At 41.2% G+C, this 23,610-nt stretch carries 20 protein-coding genes and 1 tRNA gene; 9 read left to right on the forward strand and 12 right to left on the reverse strand.

What is annotated here, in order from left to right; translation table 11 throughout:
- Positions 1-37: 37 nt before the first annotated feature.
- Genes msrB through ICV01_RS04715 form a run of 4 tightly spaced genes read left to right on the forward strand, consistent with a single transcriptional unit; the run spans position 38 to position 2,081 of the window.
- A complete protein-coding gene (msrB, locus tag ICV01_RS04700; protein ID WP_215286358.1) occupies positions 38-424 on the forward strand; it encodes a peptide-methionine (R)-S-oxide reductase MsrB in 387 nt (128 codons plus the stop codon).
- A gap of 37 nt (positions 425-461) precedes the next feature.
- Positions 462-1,013 carry a septation protein A gene (locus tag ICV01_RS04705; protein WP_215286359.1) on the forward strand — a complete coding sequence of 184 codons (552 nt, stop codon included), beginning with the start codon at positions 462-464 and terminating at the stop codon, positions 1,011-1,013.
- A gap of 3 nt (positions 1,014-1,016) precedes the next feature.
- Entirely contained in the window at positions 1,017-1,283 is a 267-nt protein-coding gene (locus ICV01_RS04710; protein WP_215286360.1) for a BolA family transcriptional regulator, read from the forward strand.
- 9 nt (positions 1,284-1,292) lie between these two features.
- On the forward strand, positions 1,293-2,081 hold the full coding sequence (locus ICV01_RS04715; RefSeq protein ID WP_215286361.1) for a peptidylprolyl isomerase: 789 nt from the start codon (positions 1,293-1,295) through the stop codon (positions 2,079-2,081).
- A 75-nt stretch (positions 2,082-2,156) separates the two neighbouring features.
- On the opposite strand, the gene ICV01_RS04720 is transcribed toward ICV01_RS04715, so the two are convergent.
- Both ICV01_RS04720 and purL read right to left on the reverse strand, forming a co-directional pair.
- A complete protein-coding gene (locus ICV01_RS04720) occupies positions 2,157-3,128 on the reverse strand; it encodes a methyltransferase (RefSeq protein WP_251369316.1) in 972 nt (323 codons plus the stop codon).
- Positions 3,073-7,107, reverse strand: coding sequence for a phosphoribosylformylglycinamidine synthase (gene purL, locus ICV01_RS04725; protein WP_215286362.1), 4,035 nt, complete (start codon positions 7,105-7,107; stop codon positions 3,073-3,075). Before purL ends, ICV01_RS04720 begins: the two co-directional genes overlap by 56 nt.
- Here purL and ICV01_RS04730 point away from each other — a divergent pair.
- The gene (locus ICV01_RS04730) at positions 6,999-7,241 is read left to right on the forward strand and encodes a hypothetical protein (RefSeq protein WP_215289204.1); all 243 of its coding nucleotides are present in this window, start codon (positions 6,999-7,001) and stop codon (positions 7,239-7,241) included. The two genes, purL and ICV01_RS04730, sit on opposite strands and share 109 nt — an antisense overlap.
- Here the strand turns inward: ICV01_RS04730 and ICV01_RS04735 are convergent.
- Positions 7,202-7,894 (reverse strand): ABC transporter ATP-binding protein, encoded by a 693-nt coding sequence (locus ICV01_RS04735; protein WP_215286363.1) that lies wholly within the window; start codon positions 7,892-7,894, stop codon positions 7,202-7,204. The genes ICV01_RS04730 and ICV01_RS04735 overlap by 40 nt on opposite strands.
- Before the next feature lie 3 nt (positions 7,895-7,897).
- Between ICV01_RS04735 and ICV01_RS04740 the strand changes: the two genes are divergently transcribed.
- Positions 7,898-8,575 (forward strand): arylesterase, encoded by a 678-nt coding sequence (locus ICV01_RS04740; protein WP_215286364.1) that lies wholly within the window; start codon positions 7,898-7,900, stop codon positions 8,573-8,575.
- Between the two features lie 5 nt (positions 8,576-8,580).
- Here ICV01_RS04740 and ICV01_RS04745 read toward each other — a convergent pair whose 3' ends face one another.
- The 7 genes from ICV01_RS04745 to ICV01_RS04775 all read right to left on the reverse strand — a co-directional run bounded on the left by ICV01_RS04745 (position 8,581) and on the right by ICV01_RS04775 (position 17,843).
- Positions 8,581-10,032, reverse strand: coding sequence for a SurA N-terminal domain-containing protein (locus ICV01_RS04745; RefSeq protein WP_215286365.1), 1,452 nt, complete (start codon positions 10,030-10,032; stop codon positions 8,581-8,583).
- Positions 10,033-10,077: 45 nt separating this feature from the next.
- Positions 10,078-10,153: transfer RNA gene (locus ICV01_RS04750), tRNA-Val, on the reverse strand.
- A 114-nt stretch (positions 10,154-10,267) separates the two neighbouring features.
- Positions 10,268-12,694 carry an endopeptidase La gene (gene lon, locus ICV01_RS04755; protein WP_215286366.1) on the reverse strand — a complete coding sequence of 809 codons (2,427 nt, stop codon included), beginning with the start codon at positions 12,692-12,694 and terminating at the stop codon, positions 10,268-10,270.
- A 236-nt stretch (positions 12,695-12,930) separates the two neighbouring features.
- Positions 12,931-14,220 (reverse strand): ATP-dependent Clp protease ATP-binding subunit ClpX, encoded by a 1,290-nt coding sequence (clpX, locus tag ICV01_RS04760; RefSeq protein WP_215286367.1) that lies wholly within the window; start codon positions 14,218-14,220, stop codon positions 12,931-12,933.
- 12 nt (positions 14,221-14,232) lie between these two features.
- Positions 14,233-14,856, reverse strand: a complete 624-nt coding sequence (gene clpP / locus ICV01_RS04765; RefSeq protein ID WP_215286368.1) for an ATP-dependent Clp endopeptidase proteolytic subunit ClpP — start codon at positions 14,854-14,856, stop codon at positions 14,233-14,235.
- Between the two features lie 30 nt (positions 14,857-14,886).
- Positions 14,887-16,221, reverse strand: coding sequence for a trigger factor (gene tig / locus ICV01_RS04770; protein ID WP_215286369.1), 1,335 nt, complete (start codon positions 16,219-16,221; stop codon positions 14,887-14,889).
- Positions 16,222-16,385: 164 nt separating this feature from the next.
- Positions 16,386-17,843, reverse strand: coding sequence for a sensor histidine kinase (locus ICV01_RS04775; protein WP_215286370.1), 1,458 nt, complete (start codon positions 17,841-17,843; stop codon positions 16,386-16,388).
- A gap of 124 nt (positions 17,844-17,967) precedes the next feature.
- Here ICV01_RS04775 and mscL point away from each other — a divergent pair, with 124 nt between their 5' ends.
- Positions 17,968-18,402: a large conductance mechanosensitive channel protein MscL gene (mscL, locus tag ICV01_RS04780; RefSeq protein WP_215286371.1), complete on the forward strand. Its 435-nt coding sequence runs from the start codon at positions 17,968-17,970 to the stop codon at positions 18,400-18,402.
- 9 nt (positions 18,403-18,411) lie between these two features.
- On the forward strand, positions 18,412-18,759 hold the full coding sequence (locus ICV01_RS04785) for an FKBP-type peptidyl-prolyl cis-trans isomerase (RefSeq protein ID WP_215286372.1): 348 nt from the start codon (positions 18,412-18,414) through the stop codon (positions 18,757-18,759).
- A 56-nt stretch (positions 18,760-18,815) separates the two neighbouring features.
- Here the strand turns inward: ICV01_RS04785 and ispF are convergent, their stop codons facing one another.
- Entirely contained in the window at positions 18,816-19,316 is a 501-nt protein-coding gene (gene ispF / locus ICV01_RS04790) for a 2-C-methyl-D-erythritol 2,4-cyclodiphosphate synthase (protein WP_215286373.1), read from the reverse strand.
- Positions 19,313-20,047, reverse strand: coding sequence for a 2-C-methyl-D-erythritol 4-phosphate cytidylyltransferase (ispD, locus tag ICV01_RS04795; RefSeq protein ID WP_215286374.1), 735 nt, complete (start codon positions 20,045-20,047; stop codon positions 19,313-19,315). The genes ispF and ispD overlap by 4 nt, the downstream gene beginning before the upstream one ends.
- A gap of 25 nt (positions 20,048-20,072) precedes the next feature.
- Between ispD and mfd the strand changes: the two genes are divergently transcribed.
- On the forward strand, positions 20,073-23,609 hold the full coding sequence (gene mfd, locus ICV01_RS04800; RefSeq protein WP_215286375.1) for a transcription-repair coupling factor: 3,537 nt from the start codon (positions 20,073-20,075) through the stop codon (positions 23,607-23,609).
- Position 23,610: the final 1 nt, after the last annotated feature.

Below are 23,610 nucleotides of genomic sequence, written 5' to 3' on the forward strand. Positions count from 1 at the left end.
AGCCCCATAAAATAAGCGTATTAATCTCAAAAAGCACATGAAAAAAACCAACACCGAATACAAACAAACCTTAAGCGACACTCAATATAGGGTAACAAGAGAGTCTGCTACAGAACGCCCATTTAGCGGCCAATACTGGGATCATTGGGAGCCCGGACAATACTTATGCATTTGCTGTGCGACCCCCCTGTTTCAGTCAGATACCAAATTTGATGCCGGCTGTGGCTGGCCCAGCTATTTTCAACCTATAAATCAAAGTGATATTCAAGAACTAAAAGACATAACGCATGGAATGATCCGAACGGAAGTTAGATGCGCTAATTGCGAAGCTCACCTAGGTCATGTATTTGAAGATGGCCCAGCACCAACAGGTCTTCGTTACTGCATCAACTCAGCTTCATTGAAATTTAAACAAGAAAATTAAAATTTTTATCCTCCAACCATTCAATTCTATACACCCAATGAAAATATTTTTTGATCTATTTCCAGTCATTGTTTTCTTTATTGCCTTCAAGTTTGGAGACATTTATGCAGCAACCGCTGTTGCTATGGCTGCAACACTAATTCAGATTGTTTGGGTAGCTATTAAATATAAAAAAGTAGAGCCCATGCAATGGGTCAGCTTAATTCTAATCATGGTCTTTGGTGGACTCACAATTGGGTTACAAGACAAAACTTTCATTCAGTGGAAACCCACCATTCTTTATTGGCTATTTTCTTGTGGATTAGTAGGCAGCGCCCTTATTTTTAAAAAAAATCTCATTCAAGCAACAATGGCCCATCAGGTAACTCTTAAACCTGGCGTCGTGGGACATAAAGTTTGGATGAAATTAAATAATACTTGGGCACTATTTTTTGCCCTAATGGGAATACTTAATTTATATGTCGCATACCAATACGACGAATCCACTTGGGTTAATTTCAAATTATTTGGCGGCATGGGCATACTATTCATTTTCATCATTGCTCAAGGAATTTGGTTAAATCAATTTGTTATTTATGATAAGAAATAACTCATGACAAATAATGAAAGTAAAAGAATTATCCAATTTGAAGAAGCCTTACAAAAAGCTCTTCCAATCGATAAACTACGCATTGAAGATGAAAGCGATTTGCACACCGGCCATCAAGGCGCGCAAGGTGGTGCTGGGCATTATCGAATCCATATAGAATCTTCAGCGTTTAAAGGTTTAAACAGGGTTCAAAAGCACCGTCTAGTGTATGATGCCCTATCCGCTTGGATACCAAAAGAAATCCATGCTTTAGCGATTATTACTAACTAATTGATTATTATGAAACTATCTCAAATTGCTTTATCTTTAGCTTTATCAGCAGCTCTTATTAGTCCAGCAATTGCTCAAAATGCAGCGGTTGTAAATGGCAAATCAATCCCAAAAGCCAAACTAGATAAATTAATGGAAGGCTCTGGTCAAGCTAACAATCCTGAGCTACGTGAACGTGCTAGAGATATGTTAATCACACGAGAATTAGTTAACCAAGAAGCCGTTAACAGAGGCATTATCGCCAATCCATCTATTCAAGCGCAACTTGAAGAGGCTCGCTTGAACATTCTAGTTGGCGCGGTATTTGATGACTATGTAAAACGTGATGGCGTAACAGATGCAGAATTAAAAGCCGCCTATGATCAGGTTAAAGGTCAATTTGAAGGTAAAGAATACAAAGTTCGTCATATTCTTGTTGAAAAAGAATCAGATGCCAAATCAATCATTTCTAAGTTAAAAGCTGGGGAAAAGTTTGAAGAATTAGCCAAAGCTAACTCAAAAGATACGGGCTCAGCAATCAATGGTGGCGATCTAGATTGGATGAACGCACAAGCTCTAGTACCTGAATTTTCAAAGGCTATGATTGCTCTACAAAAAGGCCAGACAACAGAAAAGCCTGTTAAATCACAATTTGGCTACCACATCATTCGCCTAGATGATATTCGCGAAGCTAAAACTCCTACTATCGCAGAGTTAAAACCTCAATTAATTGAAATGATGAACCAAGATCAAAATTGGCAACGCAGTAAATTTAATGAAATGATTGCCAAATTAAAAGCAAAGGCAAAAATTCAGTAACTAATCAATGCTTACTTCTGAAACCACCTACGGGTGGTTTTTTCTTATCTAAAAACTTCGTCACAAGTTCAATACTTAAATAGATAAACGAATCTCTTGCCTAGCATTCTCAGATCTCAAACCAGAAACCCATGACTGCGTCGGTAAACCATACTGCTTTTGAAGGTGAATTGCTCTAGACTTGACCGTATTCCAATCAACCTCCAAATAAGGTCCTTTAAATGCAAGAACTACCACATTGCAATCATGTACTTGCTGGAACACCAACACACGATTATTAAATACATCACAAATATTCTTGATATTTTTTTTAAAACTTTTATGATTTCCGAAGAGATTGACCGTCATAACCCCAGGTGCCTTCAAACTGTCATAGCAGCCTTGATAAAAATCAACAGAACTTAATACTGGACCTCTAGCAGTTGCATCATATAAATCCACCTGCAGCAAATCAACTGTTTCTTTATTCTTCTTATGAACAACATACTTAAGCGCATCACCCTCTAATATCTCCAAACGTTTATTAGGGGCAGGCAAATGAAACATCACCCTTGCAGCAACAATTACAGCTGGATTTAAATCTACAGCCGTCACTTTAGACTTTGGAAAATTTTTATAAGCAAACTTTGTCAAAGCACCTGTTCCAAGACCCAACTGAACCATATGAAATGGTTTCTCTCTATTTAAATGCAAGCGCTTGTCATTGGGATCTAAAAATAAAAGCCCAGCCATCATCTGCTGCGCGTACTCCAGTTCAATGTGATCTGGTTGGTCAATTCGCATGGCACCCTGAACCCACCAAGTACCAAAATGCAAAAATCTAACACCATGCTCTTCTGAAAATGTGACAGATGCAAACTGTGGTTTGTTATCTTTTTTAGATGATTTAATATTTTTATTGGAAGACATAAGCGCCTCAGATAAAAGAATCAGGCCCAACACTTGTTGAGCCTGATGATTTTTAGTCAATTTATTAACTAATGAAACAATATTACTTAGCCCAAACTCTTGCATTGCGGAACATGCGCATCCACGGACTCGCTCCATCAGGAATATCATTCCATGACTGAGGAGCCCAACTCATCTGAACTGTTCTAAATACACGTTCAGGATGTGGCATTAACACCGTAAATCGACCATCTGGTGTCGTTAACCCTGTAACACCTTCTGGCGAGCCGTTTGGATTTAAGGGATAAGTTTCTGTAGCTTGACCTAGATTATCAACAAATCTTAAGGCCACCAGCCCTTTATCCTTCAGTTGCGCAAGATTGCCTTGCTGACTAAAGTTCGCGAAACCTTCACCATGAGCTACGGCGATAGGCAACTGACTTCCCGCCATACCTTGCAAGAAGATCGACGGTGACTTAGGCACCTCGACCATCACTAAACGAGCTTCATACTGTTCAGATTGATTACGGGTAAATTTTGACCAAGTCTCAGCACCAGGAATAATGCTTGCCAAATTAGACATCATTTGACATCCATTACAAATACCTAAACCAAAAGTATCACTTCTATTGAAGTAAGTCTGAAACTGATCTTTAATGGCAGAGTTAAATAAAATTGACTTAGCCCAACCCTCTCCCGCACCTAAAACATCACCATAACTAAAACCACCACAAGCCACTAAACCTTGGAAATCTTTTAGATTAATGCGACCTGCAATCAAATCGCTCATATGAATGTCATAGCTTGAGAAACCAGCCCAGTCCATTGCGTAAGCCATTTCTAGATGAGAATTAACCCCCTGCTCACGCAAAATAGCAACTTTAGGTTTAATGCCTTTAGCAATATATGGCGCTGCCACATCTTCACTAGGATCAAAAGTTAACTGAGGCTGCATCCCTACATCGGATAACTGATCAATTAAATTGTTTTCACTATCGGCACAAGCTGGGTTGTCACGTAAACGTGCAATCTGCCAACTTGTACTCTGCCAAAGTTTTTGAAGTACATGACGAGGCACATCAAAAATCTTCTTAGCATCTCGCCAAACCTCAACCTGACCAGTCATATTAGGTTTACCTACCACATGACTACAAGCATATAGATCATGCGCCTTTAGGGTTGCCAAAACAGCATCCCGATCGGAACGCCTAACTTGAACCAAAGCTCCCAACTCCTCATTAAAAAGAGCTCTTAGCGTTAAATCATTTCTACGACCTGAAACTTGTTGGGCCCAATTTTTAGCATCGCCAAAATCTGACTCATGATCTTTATCAAGAACTAACATATCAACGTTCAACGATATGCCAACATGGGAAGCAAAAGCCATCTCAGCAGCAGCAGTAAATAAACCACCATCAGAGCGATCGTGATAAGCCAACAACATACCCTTGCGACGTAGCTCAATAATTGCCGCAGCAAAATTTTTCAAGTCTTTTGGGTTATCCAAATCTGGGGTCGATTGACCAGCTTGATTAATCACTTGAGACAAAATACTGCCAGCCATACGACTCTTACTGCGACCTAAATCAATCAATAAAATCTCAGTATCTAAAGCAGCACCCTGCTCATCTTTAAGCTGCAACAATGGGGTGGTTGTTTTACGCACATCTACTACCGGAGCAAATGCGGAAATAATTAATGAGACAGGAGATGTCACAGATTTTTCTTCTTGAGTCTTATCATCAGACCACTGTGTACGCATAGATAAAGAATCTTTACCCACCGGAATGGATATACCTAGAGCTGGGCATAATTCCATACCAACAGCCTTAACGGAATCAAACAGCTTAACATCTTCGCCCGGATTGCCACAAGCAGCCATCCAGTTAGCTGACAACTTAATATCTTCTATCTTATCAATATCAGAAGAAAGTAAATTAGTGATAGATTCGCTAACAGCCATCCGCGCTGCAGCTGGTGCATTCATAACAGCTAATGGCGTACGCTCCCCCATCGACATCACTTCGCCACGATATCCTTTGTAGTCCATCAAAGTAACAGCAGCATCTGCTACTGGCACCTGCCAAGGCCCCACGAATTGATCGCGTGCATTCAAGCCACCAACCGTTCTATCACCAATCGTAATCAAGAATGATTTACTTGCAACTGTTGGGTGCTGTAAAACTAGACTTGCAGCAACATCTAATTCAACATCTGTCAAATCAACTTCGGGCAACTGCTTCTCTAAACGCGTGACATCTCGGTGCATACGCGGAGGCTTTCCTAAAAGCACCTCCATCGGCATATCAATTGGTAAACGCGCAGGATGATCCGCTGTCTCTTTTGTGTCAACCAATAGCAGTTGGCGCTCTTGGGTTGTTTCCCCCACCACAGCGATTGGGCAACGCTCACGCTCACACATAGCAGTTAACAGCGGCAAACTCTCTTTAGCAATTGCTAATACATAGCGCTCTTGAGACTCATTACACCAAATCTCCGCAGGACTCATGCCACTTTCTTCCAAGGGCACTTTACGCATATCGAAAATAGCACCTAAACCTGCACCATCAGCTAATTCAGGAAATGCATTAGATAATCCCCCTGCACCAACATCATGAATAGAAATAATTGGATTTTTATCACCTAAAGCACGGCAAGCGTTAATAACCTCTTGAGCACGACGCTCAATCTCAGGATTACCACGTTGAACAGAATCAAAATCTAAGTCAGCTGTATTAGCACCCGTGGCCATAGAGCTAGCCGCACCGCCACCCATACCAATACGCATACCAGGGCCACCCAATTGCACCAACAAATTACCAGCTTTAATTTGTTTTTTATGTGTATGTCCATCATCAATGGCGCCAATACCGCCAGCAATCATAATTGGTTTGTGATATCCACGTCTCTGACCATCGATTGTCTGTTCAAATACTCGGAAATATCCACCCAAATTAGGACGGCCAAATTCATTATTAAATGCGGCACCACCCAAAGGGCCTTCAATCATAATTTGCAATGGCGAAGCAATGCGCTCTGGCTTGCCATATACATCCTGATCCCAAGGTAATTGACTACCTGGCAAATTCAGATTTGAGACGGAAAAACCGCACAAGCCAGCCTTAGGTTTACCACCAATACCTGTAGCACCCTCATCACGAATCTCGCCACCAGAACCCGTTGAAGCACCTGGGTATGGAGCAATGGCAGTGGGGTGATTATGTGTCTCCACCTTCATTAAGGTATGAGTCAACCTTGTCTTCTTAACATACTCCTGCTGTTCGTTAGGAGCCCAAACTTCAGCTTCACACCCAGACATAATTGCTGAATTATCTGAGTAAGCAACGATGGTGCCATTAGGTTGTAATTGATGAGTATTACGAATCATCGCAAACAAAGATTTATCTTGATTCAAACCATCGATTGTCCAAGTTGCATTGAAAATCTTATGTCTGCAATGTTCACTATTTGCCTGCGCAAACATCATCAATTCAACATCACTTGGATTACGGTTTAATTTTTTAAAGTTATCAACCAGATAATCAACTTCATCATCGGATAACGCCAAACCCATGGTCACATTGGCCACTTCAAGAGCTTGCTTTCCACCATGAAGAATATCGATACGCTCAAAATGTTTATCCGCCAATGTTTGATACAAATCTGCCGCGGTCCCTACTTCAGGTAGGGTAATTTCAGTCATGCGATCGTGAATAGCAGCCAAAATAATTTGCTCTTGATCGAAGCTTAAAGTTTTTTTACTTACCCAAAAAAACTGAACCCCACGCTCGATACGTAAAACATCCAAGCCACAATGATGAGCAATGTCCGTCGCCTTACTCGCCCAAGGAGAAATAGTTCCTAACCGAGGGGCAACTATCGCAGATTTAAACTTACCAGCAAATAATCCTTTCGCTTCATTCAAGACAAAAGGGTCTCCATAATTCAATAAACCCTTTAAAACATCCAAATGGCTATCCGATACCGCAGTAGCAGACCACACAAAGTGGACATATTGAGCTTGAATTTGTGTCAACTCTACACCCTGAGCTTGCAAAGAGCTCAGCAAACGCTGTTGACGAAATTGAGAAAGGGCTTCAGCCCCAGGAAGGCTTAAAAAACAGTGGTTTACAGGCATTCCAAGATTATAAATCGAATGCGATTTATGCTCTTATTTTTAAAGAAAAAATCCTGTGTTTCCTGTTTTTAAAAGGCTGGGGCGGGGCATTTATCTACGCAGATGTCAGTTTTCCCGCATGGATGAGAATTTGACGCTGACACCGCTGCGCCAAAGCTAAATCATGGGTCACTAACACTAATGTTGACCCTATATCCCTATTCAATTCAAATAATAAATCAATTACTTTTTGCCCATTTGCATCATCTAGACTACCCGTTGGCTCATCAGCAAAAAGAATGGCTGGCTTAGTCACAAAGGCTCTAGCTAAAGCAACCCGCTGTTGCTCCCCTCCTGAAAGTGTCTTGGGACGATGATTCAAGCGCCCCACCAAACCTACTTTCTCAAGCCAAAATCGAGCATGACTAGTAGCCTCCTGACGAGAAATACCTTTAATTTCTAGAGGTAACTGAACATTTTCTAATGCACTCAGATGATCCACTAGCTGAAAAGACTGAAACACAAAACCAACATACTGAGATCTAATTTTTGCTCGTAAATCCTCGCTAGCCGATGAAATATCCTGCCCCATCAAAAAAACAGCCCCAGAACTAGGTGCATCTAATCCAGCCATTAAGCCCAATAAGGTACTTTTTCCAGACCCACTAGCCCCAACAATCGCCAAGCTCTCCCCATTTGCTACTGAAAAACTAATATCATGCAAGATGGTGAGTGGGCCGTCTACGGTATCAACCACTTTGCTTAAATGATTGATTTCGATAGCAGGATTCAGTAAACGGGTTGGCACAATATGTTTGGCAAAAAAATTAAATCAATTAATCAATTAAATATTCATCACATAGTACTGGTGTTTGCATTAACTTGCATCACAGTTTGTATACCTAAATTCAGCTTAGCTGAAGACAAACACCCGGCCCATACGCCATCTATATTAATCTTAGGCGATAGCCTTTCTGCTGAATATGGCATAACAAGGGGCACTGGCTGGGTAGCTCTTTTAAATAAACAGCTCAAACAAGAGAAAAAGAATGTTGCTGTTATAAATGCCAGTATTAGCGGCGAAACTACAGCCGGTGGACTAAATCGATTAAATAATCTATTAAAGCTTCACCAGCCTCACATAGTCATTATTGAACTTGGTGCCAATGATGGCTTAAGAGGCCTACCTATTCAAACAGCTGAAAGCAACTTAAAGCAGATCATTCAACAATCTCAAAAATCAGGAGCAAAAGTGCTACTCCTTGGTATGCGTATTCCACCAAACTATGGGCAAGACTACACGCAAAAATTTTTCAATATGTATGGCAAATTAGCTCAAGCAGAAAACGTAGCTTTAATACCATTTTTCTTGACTAAAGTAGCCGATAAGGTGGAGCTATTTCAAACTGACCGCATCCACCCTAATGAAAAAGCTCAACCCATCTTGCTTGAAAATATTTGGGGAGAACTTAAAAAACTATTGCCCTAAGAAAATTATTTCACTTGGTTAATTAATTTAACCCCTGCACGATCACGAACGCTTTCAAAATAACCGGCTGCCTCTGCCTGCATACTTAACTGCATGATCTGCTGAGCCTGAGCTGCTCGCACCTTCGCATCTGAATTAGCCGGCTGCTGGATTTTTGAAATACGATAAATCGTCACACCACCTCCATTTGCATTGGCTGCAACCACCGCTGGGAGTTTGTTCACATCAACTGACATCACCGCATCCATCGCAATACTTGTTAAATCAGCAGGCTTATTACGTGAAACCCATTTAGCAGGACCAAACCCAGCCGCTTCAGCAGGAGACTTTTGTAAGGTCTCAAATCTAGTCCTACCTGCCTGAACAGCCATTTCTTCAGCCATACGCAGCCCCACTTGCTTTTTAACATCAGATGCAACAACTTCAAATGACAATGCTACTTTAGGCTGATGATTTGCTACTCGAGCCACCACTATTTTTCCAATGCCAATCTCTTGAGCCTCAATATTTTTTCGATTTTTAATTGCGTCATCTGAAAATACAGCCGTTAACAACTTAGGATTATTCAATGGATGATCACTAGCCAACCCCTTAGCACCAGCTCTTGTAATGCCCTTCACTGATTGAATCGTTAACTTTAGACGATCAGCTACAGGCTTAAGACTATCCGGCTGCTCATAAGCCATATTTGCTAACAAATCAGCCTTCTCAGAGAATAATTTCCCATCTTCTTTAACTGATGCAGACAACAACACAAACTCAACATCCACAGTCTCAATAGATTGATAAGCATTGATATTAGCCTGATAAAAAGCTTCCAAATCCTTTTGAGTAGGGGAAACCTTAGATAAAAAATCTGCTGGCGCAAAACGTATAGCCTGAATTTCTCTTTCAGCTTCAAATGCCTGAGAGATTTTTTCAGCTACTTTTCTAGAGCCAATACCAGTTGCCAATACGGTGGTTAAAGCCTGGCGGCTTAATAAATCATAACGACGACCACCTTCAAACTGATCAACTGTCATGCCATTATTGGCTAATAATTGTTTATAACGCTGTGAATCAAATTGGCCATCTTTATACAATGCTCTAATTTCCGGAATCTGCATCAACTCTTTAGAAAGAGCTTCATTCCCGACGGCCAACTTTAATGACTTTAACTCGTAGGCTAGCAAACGTCTTTGCACAATCTCACTTAAAACTGACTGTTTAAAAGGTACGCTGTTAACTAAATTGCTATCAACTTTACCTTGCTGCTTTTGCAATAAATCAGCTTTTGCCTTAACAGCGCTATCCAACTCTTGGCGCGTAATACTATTACCAGCAACTTTTACTAAATCAGCATCACTGCCAACATTGCGCATATAGCTTTCAATGCCAAAGAATGCGAAAGATGGGAATATAAGAAGTAGCAAAAGCCACTGAAGCAATTTTTGGTGCTTGCGGATCGATTCGAGCATGGGTATTTTTATTAGATTTGACGTTGAAAAGTCAGAAGAAATCTGTGGTGGGTGCTGAGAGGGTCGAACTCCCGACATTCGCCTTGTAAGGGCGACGCTCTACCAACTGAGCTAAGCACCCACAGAGAAGACGAAAGTATACAGCACCTTCATCATCACTGCAAATTTTTCTTACTTATATTAATTCTTCCGCCATGACTCATTTTTCTCAAAATGCTTCACAGCGGCCCTATTTTTAATGCTTAATAACTTCACCTGAACTAGCTGATGTACCTTTACTTGCTTCAGCGGCTTTAGCAATTTCTTCTGGTGTTAACTCAGGTAGAGCAACTGGCATTTTCTCCAATGCAAGCTCCAATACCTTATCAATCCAACGAACCGGAACAACTTCAATTGCATTCTTCACATTATCAGGAATATCAATTAAATCTTTAACATTCTCTTCAGGAATTAAAGCTAACTTAATACCACCCCGATGGGCAGCCAACAACTTCTCTTTAAGCCCACCAATTGGCAATACTTCACCACGCAGAGTAATTTCTCCCGTCATAGCCACATCAGCCCTAACAGGAATACCCGTTAATACAGAAACTAAGGCTGTTGTAATTGCAATACCAGCTGATGGTCCATCCTTAGGAGTAGCCCCCTCTGGGAAGTGAATATGAATATCCTTCTTCTCAAAAGCGTCCTCCGTAATACCCAACTTACGTCCTCTGGATCTCACAACAGATCGAGCTGCCTCAACAGATTCTTTCATCACATCACCCAAAGAACCTGTGCGAATCGTATTACCTTTACCTGGCATGACAGCTGCCTCAATAGTCAACAAGTCTCCACCGACCTCTGTCCAAGCCAACCCGGTTACTTGACCAACTTGATTTTGTTTTGCTGCTAAACCAAAGTCATAGCGACGAACAGATAAGAACTTATCTAAATTCGAACCATCCACCTTGACAGGAGCTGCCTCTTTCTTTAACAACAGCAACTTCACAACTTTTCGGCAAATTTTGCTAATTTCACGTTCAAGCGCACGAACACCCGCTTCACGTGTGTAGTAACGAATAATGTCGCGAACAGCACTTTCATCGACTTCGATTTCACTAGTCTTTAATCCATTACCCTTAATTTGTTTAGGCAACAAATAACTCATTGCAATATGTGTTTTCTCATCCTCTGTATAACCAGCCAAACGAATAACTTCCATACGATCCAATAAAGGACCTGGAATATTTAGAGAGTTTGAGGTGGCAACAAACATCACATCTGATAAGTCATAGTCAACTTCGACATAATGATCTTGGAAAGTATGATTTTGCTCAGGATCCAATACTTCAAGCATAGCGCTCGCTGGATCCCCTCTGAAGTCCATACCCATCTTATCAATCTCATCTAACAAGAACAAAGGATTACGCACCCCCACCTTCGTTAAGCTAGACAAAATTTTTCCTGGCATGGAACCAATATATGTACGACGATGGCCGCGAATCTCTGACTCATCTCGCACACCACCTAACGCCATACGAACAAACTTACGATTAGTTGCACGAGCAATTGATTGGCCCAAGGACGTCTTACCAACACCAGGAGGGCCTACCAAACACAAAATAGGCGCCTTCACCTTCTCCACCCGCTGTTGCACAGCGAGATATTCCAAAATACGCTCTTTAACTTTATCAAGGCCATAGTGATCCTCATTGAGAACACGCTCGGCATTAGACAAATCATTATTAACCTTGCTCTTCTTTTTCCAAGGTAAGTTGACTAAGGTCTCAATATAGTTGCGAATCACAGAAGCTTCAGCAGACATCGGCGACATTAGCTTTAACTTCTTCATTTCAGATTCAGCTTTCTTTAAAGCTTCCTTAGGCATCTTGGCAGCTTTGATACGCTTTTCAAGCTCCTCAATATCTGCCCCCTCTTCACCTTCGCCTAACTCTTTTTGAATCGCTTTAACTTGCTCATTCAAATAATATTCACGCTGACTCTTTTCCATCTGACGCTTAACGCGACCACGGATACGTTTTTCAACCTGAAGAATGTCAATTTCACTTTCCAAATGAGCCAAAATAGCTTCCAAGCGCTCAACAACAGTTGCTAACTCCAACAACTTCTGTTTCTGCTCGAGCTTAATGGGCAAATGAGAGCAGATCGTATCGGCTAAACGACCTGCATCATCAATCCCCTGCAAAGTTGCTAAAACTTCTTGAGGTATTTTTTTATTTAGTTTGACGTATTGATCAAATTGAGACACTACAGCTCTTCGCAAAGCTTCAATCTCAGGAACTTCTGTTGAGGCTAAAGCTTGAGGGGTTGCTTCACAAGTGAAATACTCCAAACTATCTTCCACATTGCTCACATCTGCACGTTGGGTTCCCTCAACCAACACCTTAACGGTACCATCAGGCAATTTGAGCATTTGCAAAATCTTTGCAATGCAACCGACTGTATATAAGTCTTCCACGGTTGGCTCGTCTTTTGCCGCTGCTTTTTGAGCAACCAACAAAACACTCTTGCCAGTTTCCATGGCGGCCTCTAAGGCCTTAATAGATTTTGGTCTCCCTACAAACAATGGAATAACCATGTGTGGGAATACCACCACATCTCTTAACGGCAACAATGGCAGTTGGATGGGTTCAGAAGGAAGTAACAAGTCACCAGGCATGGTTCATTCTCCAAAAAAGTGTTTGTAATTTCCTACAAAGTAAGAATACATTGAATTTGGGGTGTTTTTACACAAAAACAAGGGTAAAAATGAATAAAAATGCTAAAAAATATCAATTTTTTACTTATTTTTATGTTTTATTCATAGTTTCAATCAAGTAAAAAAGAAAAATCCCCTATTTAGGGGATTTTGGAGCATTACAGCGAATTAAACACTAAGTCTAGTAAATTCAGACCTTAAGAAGCAGCTTTCTCAGAAGCTTCTTGGTACAACATCAAAGGCTGACCATCTCCGTTAATAGTGCTTTCATCAATCACCACTCTCTGAACATTTTTCAGACTTGGCAAATCGTACATTACATCCATTAAGGCATGCTCAATAATTGAACGCAAACCCCTAGCACCGGTTTTACGAGCAATAGCTTTTTTAGCAATTGCACTCAAGGCACCAGGCCGAATCTCCAACTCAACGCCCTCCATATCTAGCAATGCTTGATACTGCTTAACCAAAGCATTATTAGGCTCCGTCAAAATTTGCACCAAAGCAGCCTCATCTAACTGAGCCAATGTTGCAACAACAGGTAGACGACCAATCAATTCAGGAATCAGTCCAAACTTGATTAAGTCTTCAGTTTGAACTTCTTTTAGAAGCTCAGAGATAGAGCGATCATCTTTACCTCTTACCTGCGCACCAAAACCAATACCAGCCGTAACTGTACGTTGCTGAATGACTTTCTCTAAGCCATCGAAAGCGCCACCACAAATAAATAAAATATTCGTTGTATCAACTTGTAAAAAATCTTGATTAGGGTGTTTGCGACCACCTTGAGGTGGCACAGACGCCATAGTACCCTCAACCAACTTTAATAAAGCCTGCTGAACACCTTCACCAGAAACATCGCGCGTAATTGATGGATTGTCTGATTTGCGAGAAATCTTATCAATCTCGTCAATATAAACAATACCCTTTTGAGCTTTTTCAACGTTGTAATCACAAGCCTGCAATAACTTCTGAATAATATTCTCAACGTCCTCACCCACATAACCCGCCTCGGTTAAAGTAGTGGCATCAGCAATAACAAATGGCACATCTAACAAGCGAGCAAGTGTTTGAGCTAGCAATGTTTTTCCTGAGCCCGTTGGTCCGATGAGCAAAATATTACTCTTGGCCAACTCAACACCATTGTGAATAGTTTTCTTATTACTTGAGGCGCCTTCTTTTTCAATATGCTTCAGACGCTTGTAGTGGTTATAAACTGCAACAGCTAACTGCTTTTTAGCATGATCTTGACCAATCACGTACTGATCTAGACTCGCTCGAATCTCATGGGGAGTCGGCAACCCGTCTCGAGCATCTTCCTTGGGAGCATTTTTTGCCTCTTCAACTATGATGTCAGTACATAAGTCGATGCACTCATCGCAAATAAAGACTGATGGACCAGCAATTAGCTTCTTTACCTCATGCTGGCTTTTGCCACAGAAGGAGCAATAAAGAGGCTTCTCACTTGAAGTAGTCGTATCACTCATAACTAATTAGTCTTATCGCTTTTCAATAACCTGATCAATCAAGCCATATTCTTTAGCCTGATCGGCAGACATAAAATTATCACGATCAGTATCTTTCGCAATAGTCTCAATGGTTTGCCCTGTACGATCTGACAACACTTTATTTAAACGCTCACGCAAATAAAGAATCTCACGCGCCTGAATTTCAATATCAGAAGCCTGACCACGGGCACCACCTAAAGGCTGATGAATCATTACTCGGGAATTAGGCAACGAAAAACGTTTACCTTTTGCACCTGCAGCCAACAAGAAAGCTCCCATACTAGCAGCCATACCCATACATAAAGTACTTACATCAGGTTTGATAAATTGCATGGTGTCGTAAATAGCTAAACCAGCAGATACTGAACCGCCAGGAGAATTGATATATAAAGAGATATCCTTCTCGGGATTTTCACTCTCCAAGAAAAGTAACTGCGCAATCACCAAATTAGCAGTTTGGTCATTTACTTCCCCAACCAAAAAAACAACACGTTCTTTCAATAAACGTGAATAAATATCATAAGCACGCTCACCTCGCCCAGAAGTTTCAATCACCATAGGCACCATGCCTAAAGCTTGAGTATCAAGAGCATGATCAAATGTGTTGCTGTTCATTATTTTTTCTCCAAGCGCTAATTTCAGCACTTAATTTAATTGGCTCAACTCTTCAAACGTCACAGCTTTATCTGCAACTTTTGCTAAACCATTCACATATGCCACCACATTATTTTCTAAAACAAGCGCTTCAACATCTGCCAAACGCTTAGGGTCACTGTAATACCAACGCATCACTTCCTTAGGATCTTCATAGCTAGAAGATTGTTCTTCAATTTCCGCCTTAATTTGCTCTGGCTTTGCTTCCAAGGACTGTTGTTTAACAAGCTCATTCAAAATCAAACCTAACTTCACACGCTGCTCAGCTTGAGCAGTAAACAACTCAGCAGGAATAGGCGCATCCTTAGCATTAGGAATACCACGAGCCGCTAAATCTTGACGCGCATTAGCAATTAAACGCTCTTGCTCTTGTGCAGCCAAACCTTTTGGCACATCTAGTTCACAAACCTTTGTTAATGCTTCCATTACTTGGCTTTTTAATAATGCCTGTGTACGGCGCTTTACTTCACGAGTCAGATTAGTACGAATTTCTTCGCGCATTTTGGCCACACCTTCAGCGACACCCAAAGATTTAGCAAAATCATCATCGACAGTTGGTAAATGTGGCCACTCAACTTTCTTCATAGTAATTGTGAAGTCAGCTGTTTTACCCGCCACATCCTTGCCGTGATAGTCAGCAGGAAATGCCAATGGGAAAGTTTTAGATTCACCAGCTTTAAGACCTGTTGCTGCCGCCTCAAACTCAGGCAACATACGACCTTCACCCAAAATAAATGCGAAATTCTCGGCTTTACCGCCAGCAAACTCAATGCCATCAATTTTGCCCACAAAGTCAACAGTTACTTGATCGCCAGTTTGTGCAGCGGTGTTATCACCGCCATTACCATGAGCGCCAGCATCTCCACGCACATGAAAATGAACACGTTGCTTACGCAAAATTTCCAATGTCTTATCAATCTCAACATCATTGACATCTGTTGTATAGCGCGTGATTTCCGCCTTTGTTAAATCTCCAACTTTGACCTCTGGGAAAACTTCAAATGTGGCGTCATAAACAACAGGGTCAGCAGCAATCTCACTCTTTGGCTCCAAACGTGGCTGACCTGCAATTTTTAAACCTTCTTTTTGGCTCAATTCATAAAACAAATTAGAGGCGTGATCAAATTGAGTTTCAAAATCAACTTGCATTCCATACTGAGCCTCAACCATCTTCATTGGCACTTTACCTGGGCGGAAACCAGCCATCTTCACAGTCTTAGATAGTTTTTGTAAACGTGCTGCGCGAGCTTTTTCAGTATCAGCCTTTGGAAAGCTAAGAGTAATTTTTCGATCTAAATTGCCAAGGTTTTCAATTGTTACAGACATGCTGGGTATCCCGTTTAAGCTAATAAAAATTTTGGTTCTGTTTAAAGACAAAAAAGCAAAGCTAGGTAGCTCTCTTTAGCCTTAATTACAAAAGCTCATTATTCTACATGAGTAACAAAAGAAAAAGTCTTTTTAGAACCTTCTAGCCTAGACAAATCATAGACTTACTGAGGCAACTCAACTAAGAATGTTGTTCCAATCCCCTTTGTGCTTTCAAAGGAAATTAGACCACCATGCCCTCGAACAACAGTTTGACTCAACCAAAGCCCCACCCCCATTCCAGCAGCTTTACTGGTTTTAAACAACTGGAAAATAGAATCTTTAATATCGCCTGACATCCCCTCGGCGTTATCTTCAACCTTTAATTGTGCGAAATTACCCCCTGACTTCAATGAAATTTTCATATTTTTCATAGATTTACCGGAGTCAACAAGAGCATCTAAGGCATTATTCAATAAGTTTAGAACAACCTGCTGAAGCTGAGTTGCATCACCACGAACCTGAATCTTTTCATCAATATCTAATTCGATATTAATGTTTACTTGCTTAGTCTTAACCCTTACCAAATCTAAGGTATCAATAACAAGCTGACTTAAATCAAAAGGTGCAAAATCTACCCCTTCTGGATTGGCGAACATATTGCGCAACTTTCTAATGATTTCAGATGCGCGTTTATTGTCTTTAATCACAGAATCAATAATTTCTTTAGCCCTTAACGGATCCATTTGCATCTGCTCAAATTGATGCTCCATCAACTGAGCATTTAACCTAATAGCACCCAAAGGTTGATTTAATTCATGGGCAAAACTAGCTGCTAGAGCGCCCATACCGGCAGACTTATTGCTAAGAATCAGCTGGCGAATCATCTCTTCTCGCTCATCAATTAATACTTGAAGCTTTTGGCCATATTCAGCTAAATAATTAGATCGTGCCTCTGATTTGCTCAAATCAGATTGAACTTTCAAATTACTCTCCTCTTTAATGGCTAAAAATACTTGTAAAAAACCCATATTTGAAAGAGTAATCGCTAGAATTTGGCCAACAATCATTACCCCTTGGTCCCATGTGGCTCCATAAACATCAGGACTACCCCATCCCGCATAAATTGCAAAAGCTCGCTGCCCCAAAGTACTACAAAAAACAAAGCCAGCAATTGCAATTAATAAACCGCCGGTGTATCGATGTTTTTTATAAATTTGATACCCCACAACACCATAATCAAGACAACCGATAACCCAATATGAAAAATACAAAAGCATGACAACTGTTAGTGGATACCCAGCCTCATGAAGATAAGCGCTCCAAGCCATATATACAGTGGCACAGACTAAATTGAAATAGTGATACTTTTTCTGAGGGGCATCAAGGTACATTCGCAACGCAAATAACCTACCCAAATTACCTACAACCATTAAAAATGGAGCTATGTAATAAAACAAAAACTCAGACACTAAACCATGATTTGCAGACAAAACAACTGAAAAACCACTTAAAACCCCAGAGCCTGCCCAAATATCAACTTGTAGATTTTTTTGCCCTCTCAACACCATCCAAATAGCGCCATGTAGAACAAAATAAACTACACAAATAATCAAAATACTGGTTTGTATATCAAGCTTCATATGAAATATATTTTTAAACGACTTGGAATTGATACATACTAAAAAATAAAATAGTGAGCCACAAGATTAATTAACACATACAACGTATCATTCTTTAATTAATACTGATTAACAGAAGGCATCTATGAATATATGGCAAGAATTTCGCGCCTTTGCAGTTAGAGGCAATGTGGTTGACCTAGCAGTTGGTGTAATTGTTGGTGGTGCTTTTGGCAAAATAGTCGACTCCCTCGTTGGCGATGTTGTCATGCCCATTGTTGCATGGCTTATTGGCGGAAAATTAGATTTCTCCAACTTATTCATTATTCTAGGGGATGCTCCTGAACATATTCCTAGAAATTTAGATGCCTTAAGAAAAGCAGGAGTGCCTTTATTCGCATACGGCAATTTCTTAACTATTACCCTTAACTTTATAATCTTGGCATTCATAATTTTCCAAATGGTGAAAATTATTAATCGAATTAAACTTCAAGACGAAGCTAAAACAATTGCGGAACCTTCACCAACACCAGAAGATATTCAATTACTTAGAGAAATCAGAGATAGCTTAAAAAAATAAGGAATTAAGATGATTACAACACCATCAGGTTTACAGTATGAAGACACCATCACTGGCTCAGGAGAAGAAGCCAAAAAAGGTAACTATGTCTCCGTTCACTACACAGGTTGGTTATATGAGAATGGTCAGGTTGGTCAAAAATTTGACTCAAGCAAAGACCGCAATGATCCGTTTGAGTTTCCATTAGGAGGCGGCATGGTTATCAAAGGCTGGGATGAAGGCGTCCAAGGCATGAAAATTGGTGGCACACGTCGCTTAATTATTCCTGCTGAATTAGGGTATGGTGCCTATGGTGCCGGCGGCGTTATTCCACCCAATGCAACTCTACTATTCGAAGTGGAGCTCTTAGGAGTTTAAGTTACTTAAGAAATAAAAAAACGCTTGCAGATTATTAATCACAAGCGTTTTTTATTCTAATCTTTGTGTATTAAGGCAATGGCATGCACAGCAATGCCTTCACCACGACCTAAATGACCTAAACCTTCATTTGTTTTAGCTTTAATATTCACATGACTCGCTGAAATACCAAGATCGCTAGCAATATTTTTAATCATCTCTGGAATATAGGGTGCCATCTTCGGTGACTGACAAATAATCGTCGCATCCACATTACCCACCTGATACCCAGCGGCTTGAATTAAGGCCACTGTCCCCCTCAACAAAACACGGCTATCTGCACCTTTATAACGCTCATCAGTATCAGGAAAATGGCGTCCAATATCTCCTAAAGCTGCAGCTCCTAATAAAGCATCAGTTAATGCATGCAATAAAGCATCTGCATCAGAGTGTCCTAATAATCCATGGGTATGGGGAATATGCACACCGCCCAAAATTAAATTTCCAGATGGCACCAATGCATGCAAGTCATAACCCTGACCTACGCGAAATGGTATCGATGAATGCGCTGTTGTCATGATATTTTTTTTAAATTAAGCAAGTCATTCATTAAAGCCCAGTCTTGTGGATATGTCACCTTTAAATTACGCCACTCCCCAGGAACTAATAAAGGCTCAAACCCAGCTTGCTCCATAGCACTCGCTTCATCAGTTACATTTGAATGCCTCACAATAGCATCATCTAAAGCCCTCTTCAGGGCTTGGATACGGAACATTTGAGGTGTTTGCGCCAACCATAAGCCATCTCTTGGCAAAGTTTTAGCTATGCAATTAGTTGTTTTATCTGAAACCATCTTTAAAGTATCGGCTAAAGGCATCGCTAATATGCCCCCGGAAACATTCACGTCTTTTGTAACTACTGCAATTAAACGTCTCGCTGCCTCGACCGTTAAACCAGGTCTAGCTGCATCATGAACCAAGACCCAATCATTACCAGAAATACCTGTTTCAAGCATCGCACTCAAAGTATTTAAAACTGTCTGGTGGCGTGTAGCCCCGCCTGTTTCTTTAATACGAAGCCGTTCTTCATCCGGCCACATATCTTTCGAAAAGCCTTTAGCTTCAGCAGAAACTCCCACCCAAACCGTTTTGATTTCAGGCATCTGTAAAAAAGTACGTATTGAATGTAAGGCCATGGGCTGACCGGCCAACTCTTCGAACTGCTTGGGCACATTCAAGCCCATGCGTGAGCCACTGCCAGCACATGGAATTAATACATGGAGAGAATTAGGTATTTGTACTGAATTCATATCGCAATTCTATAATGTCTAGCTTATGCAGAAGTTATCGGCTGATTTACAAGCCCCATTAAGTTCGGTGACTTGGTCACCCCCCCTACCTGGACCGCGGGAGGGGCAACGTTTAACTATTTCAAACCTGATTGGCTCTGCTGATGCTGCGGTCATTGCGCAGCAAGCCTTACACCATCGAAAAGCATTTTCGGTCATGGTTATTATTTGCGCAAATGCATTAGATGCCTCTCGCCTACAAGAAGAAATTCCCGCATTTGCCCCTAATTTATCAGTACGATTATTGCCCGACTGGGAAATTCTTCCTTATGATGCCTTCTCACCCCACCAGGACCTTGTTTCCGAACGCCTGGCCACCCTGCATGAGTTACTAATTGGCGCTTGCGATATTGTCCTTATTCCAGTTACAACAGCCCTTCAAAAATTAGGTCCTCCCAGCTTTCTAGCGGCTCACACTTTCTTTTTTAAGAAAGGCGATAAATTAGATGAGAAAGCTTTACGTCTTCAATTACAACAAGCGGGCTATGACCCAGTTAGCGCTGTTGTAAGACCAGGAGAATATAGTCTACGTGGTGGCCTAATCGATTTATTTCCAATGGGCTCCGCCCTACCTTATCGCATTGATTTATTTGGGGACGAAATCGATCAAATTAGATCATTTGACCCAGATAGCCAAAGAAGTCTTTATCCAGTCCAAGAAGTTCGCCTGTTACCAGGTCACGAGTTTCCAATGGATGAGGCGGCTCGCACAGCTTTTCGCAGTCGTTGGCGTGAGGTCTTTGAGGGAGACCCCAGTCGATGTAGCATCTACAAAGATATAGGAACAGGTATCCCGAGTGCTGGCATTGAATCCTATTTACCCTTATTTTTTGATAATACCTCTACCGTTTTTGATTATTTACCCAAAGAAAAAGGGGCCGTTTGGATGGGTATTCATGGCGACCTAGAAATTCAAATTAGAGGCTTTTGGCAAGATACACAACAACGTTATAACTTCCTTAGCCATGACTCTTCTAGACCTGTTTTAGAGCCCAAACAGCTCTACCTACAGCTTGATGAATTATTTACTTTATTAAAACCATACGCACGACTGGCCCTTGAAAAACACACTCAGAATATTGATGGTTCTGATAATGAGTTAGATACTCGATTTTTACCTTTGCCAAACATCTCCATCAATCGCAAAGAACAAGATCCCATATCAAAACTTAGGCAACTTACCCAAACAAGCCCTTATCAATTACTCATTAGCGCTGATAGTCCAGGCAGACGCGAAACCATCCGTCAGCTGCTAGAAGAAAATGGTCTAAAAATACAGGTATCAGATAGCCTAAGTGACTTTTTAAACAGTCAAACATCTTTAGGAATCACCCATAGTGCTATACATGATGGCTTTGTATCTAAAGCTGCACAAATTGCCATCATTACTGAGTCAGAATTATTTGCAGCAAGTGCTAGAACACGCCGCAAAGGTAAGGACAAAGAAGCTAGCAATGTAGATACGCTTGTTCGAGACCTTTCTGAGCTAAAAGTTGGAGACCCAGTGGTTCACGCAGAACATGGTATTGGTCGATACCAGGGTCTCATTCTGCTAGACGTTGGTAATGGCGAAGAGGAATTTCTACATCTCCTTTATGCCCATGCTGCAACTTTATATGTACCTGTCCAGCAACTACAGCTTATTTCTCGTTATGCAGGAGCTGACCCTGATAGCGCCCCACTCCATCAATTAGGATCAGGTCAATGGGAGAAAGCCAAACGTAAAGCGGCTCAACAAATTAGAGACACAGCAGCAGAATTGCTTAACCTCTATGCAGCTAGAGCATTACGTCAAGGCCATGCATTTGAATTCTCTGCTCATGACTATGAAGCATTTTCCGAAAGTTTTGGCTTTGAAGAAACTGCAGACCAACAAGCAGCTATTGCAGCTGTGATTCAAGATATGACAAGTGGCAAACCAATGGATCGATTGGTTTGCGGTGATGTTGGCTTTGGCAAAACTGAAGTGGCTTTACGTGCAAGCTTCTTAGCCGTTATGGGCGGCAAACAAGTGGCCATCTTAGCCCCTACAACATTACTTGCAGAACAGCATGCTGAAACTTGGAAAAGCCGTTTTGCTGATTGGCCAGTAAAAATCGTTGAGCTTTCTCGATTTAAGACAACCAAAGAAATCAATGCTGCTTTAGATGCCATGGCTAGAGGTGAAGCAGATATTGTTATTGGCACCCACAAACTTTTTTCAGCAGACGTTAAATTCCCACGACTAGGGCTCGTGATCATTGACGAAGAGCATCGTTTTGGTGTGCGCCAAAAAGAGGCTCTCAAAACATTGCGGGCTGAAGTGGATATATTAACCTTAACCGCAACCCCAATCCCTAGAACATTGGGCATGGCGCTTGAAGGTCTGCGTGATTTTTCAGTCATAGCTACAGCTCCACAAAAACGCCTCGCCATTAAAACATTCGTACGACGCGAAAGTGACGGCATCATCAGAGAGGCAGTACTTCGTGAGATTAAACGTGGCGGACAAGTCTACTTCCTGCATAACGAAGTTGATACCATTGAAAACAGGAAACAATCTCTAGAAAAGCTATTACCTGAAGCTCGCATTGTTGTCGCCCATGGTCAAATGCATGAAAGAGACTTAGAGCGAGTGATGCGTGACTTCGTAACACAACGCGCAAACATATTACTGTGTACAACCATTATTGAAACAGGCATTGATGTGCCAACCGCTAATACCATCATCATGCACCGCGCCGACAAGTTTGGTTTAGCCCAACTTCATCAACTACGTGGGCGCGTTGGACGCTCACATCATCAGGCCTACGCCTACTTAACCGTACCCGACCCTGATGCATTAACTAAACAGGCCAAATTACGTCTCGAAGCTATTCAAGCAATGGAAGAACTTGGCTCTGGTTTCTATTTAGCTATGCACGATCTAGAAATTCGTGGAGCTGGGGAAGTTTTGGGAGACAAACAGTCTGGAGACATCTCTGAAATTGGCTTTCAACTCTATACAGAAATGCTCAACAAGGCTGTTAAGTCTCTTAAGAGCGGGAAAGAGCCTGACTTAATGGCGCCAATGGAAATCATTACGGATATCACCCTAGGAGTTCCGGCGCTACTCACCAATGATTACTGCCCAGATGTTCACGAGCGGCTATCACTATACAAACGCTTAGCGAGCGTTGAAAGCCATGAAAAATTAATTGAAATTAGAGAAGAATTGGTTGATCGCTTTGGTGAATTACCAGAGCAAGCGCAATCTCTATTCGAAACTCACCGCCTACGTTTAAACATGGCTCGTTTAGGCATCAAGAAAATTGACGCAAATCCAGTTCAGATTACTATTCAATTCATTCCTAACCCACCTATTGACCCAATTAAAATTATCCAATTAGTACAAACCAATAAACGAGTGCAATTGAATGGTCAAGATAAGCTCAAAATATTGCCATCTGATAAAGAAGCATTTATTAGTCTAGCCCAACGACTAGAAGCAATTCGTTACCTATTTAAGCACTTAGGCGATACTATCGCTAAAGACCCAACATAAG

It is taken from the genome of Polynucleobacter sp. MWH-Spelu-300-X4, assembly GCF_018687515.1.
Classification (GTDB): domain Bacteria; phylum Pseudomonadota; class Gammaproteobacteria; order Burkholderiales; family Burkholderiaceae; genus Polynucleobacter.

Bases quoted from the DNA above. Each gene is read 5' to 3' on its own strand.
- tig (WP_215286369.1), bottom strand. From the start codon at position 16,221: ATGTCTGTAACAATTGAAAACCTTGGCAATTTAGATCGAAAAATTACT.
- ICV01_RS04775 (WP_215286370.1), bottom strand. From the start codon at position 17,843: ATGAAGCTTGATATACAAACCAGTATTTTGATTATTTGTGTAGTTTAT.
- lon (WP_215286366.1), bottom strand. From the start codon at position 12,694: ATGCCTGGTGACTTGTTACTTCCTTCTGAACCCATCCAACTGCCATTG.
- clpX (WP_215286367.1), bottom strand. From the start codon at position 14,220: ATGAGTGATACGACTACTTCAAGTGAGAAGCCTCTTTATTGCTCCTTC.
- ICV01_RS04720 (WP_251369316.1), bottom strand. From the start codon at position 3,128: ATGGAGCGAGTCCGTGGATGCGCATGTTCCGCAATGCAAGAGTTTGGG.
- ispD (WP_215286374.1), bottom strand. From the start codon at position 20,047: ATGAATTCAGTACAAATACCTAATTCTCTCCATGTATTAATTCCATGT.
- mscL (WP_215286371.1), top strand. From the start codon at position 17,968: ATGAATATATGGCAAGAATTTCGCGCCTTTGCAGTTAGAGGCAATGTG.
- ICV01_RS04785 (WP_215286372.1), top strand. From the start codon at position 18,412: ATGATTACAACACCATCAGGTTTACAGTATGAAGACACCATCACTGGC.
- msrB (WP_215286358.1), top strand. From the start codon at position 38: ATGAAAAAAACCAACACCGAATACAAACAAACCTTAAGCGACACTCAA.
- ICV01_RS04705 (WP_215286359.1), top strand. From the start codon at position 462: ATGAAAATATTTTTTGATCTATTTCCAGTCATTGTTTTCTTTATTGCC.
- ICV01_RS04710 (WP_215286360.1), top strand. From the start codon at position 1,017: ATGACAAATAATGAAAGTAAAAGAATTATCCAATTTGAAGAAGCCTTA.
- ICV01_RS04745 (WP_215286365.1), bottom strand. From the start codon at position 10,032: ATGCTCGAATCGATCCGCAAGCACCAAAAATTGCTTCAGTGGCTTTTG.
- ispF (WP_215286373.1), bottom strand. From the start codon at position 19,316: ATGACAACAGCGCATTCATCGATACCATTTCGCGTAGGTCAGGGTTAT.
- mfd (WP_215286375.1), top strand. From the start codon at position 20,073: ATGCAGAAGTTATCGGCTGATTTACAAGCCCCATTAAGTTCGGTGACT.
- ICV01_RS04715 (WP_215286361.1), top strand. From the start codon at position 1,293: ATGAAACTATCTCAAATTGCTTTATCTTTAGCTTTATCAGCAGCTCTT.
- ICV01_RS04740 (WP_215286364.1), top strand. From the start codon at position 7,898: ATGTTTGGCAAAAAAATTAAATCAATTAATCAATTAAATATTCATCAC.
- clpP (WP_215286368.1), bottom strand. From the start codon at position 14,856: ATGAACAGCAACACATTTGATCATGCTCTTGATACTCAAGCTTTAGGC.
- purL (WP_215286362.1), bottom strand. From the start codon at position 7,107: ATGCCTGTAAACCACTGTTTTTTAAGCCTTCCTGGGGCTGAAGCCCTT.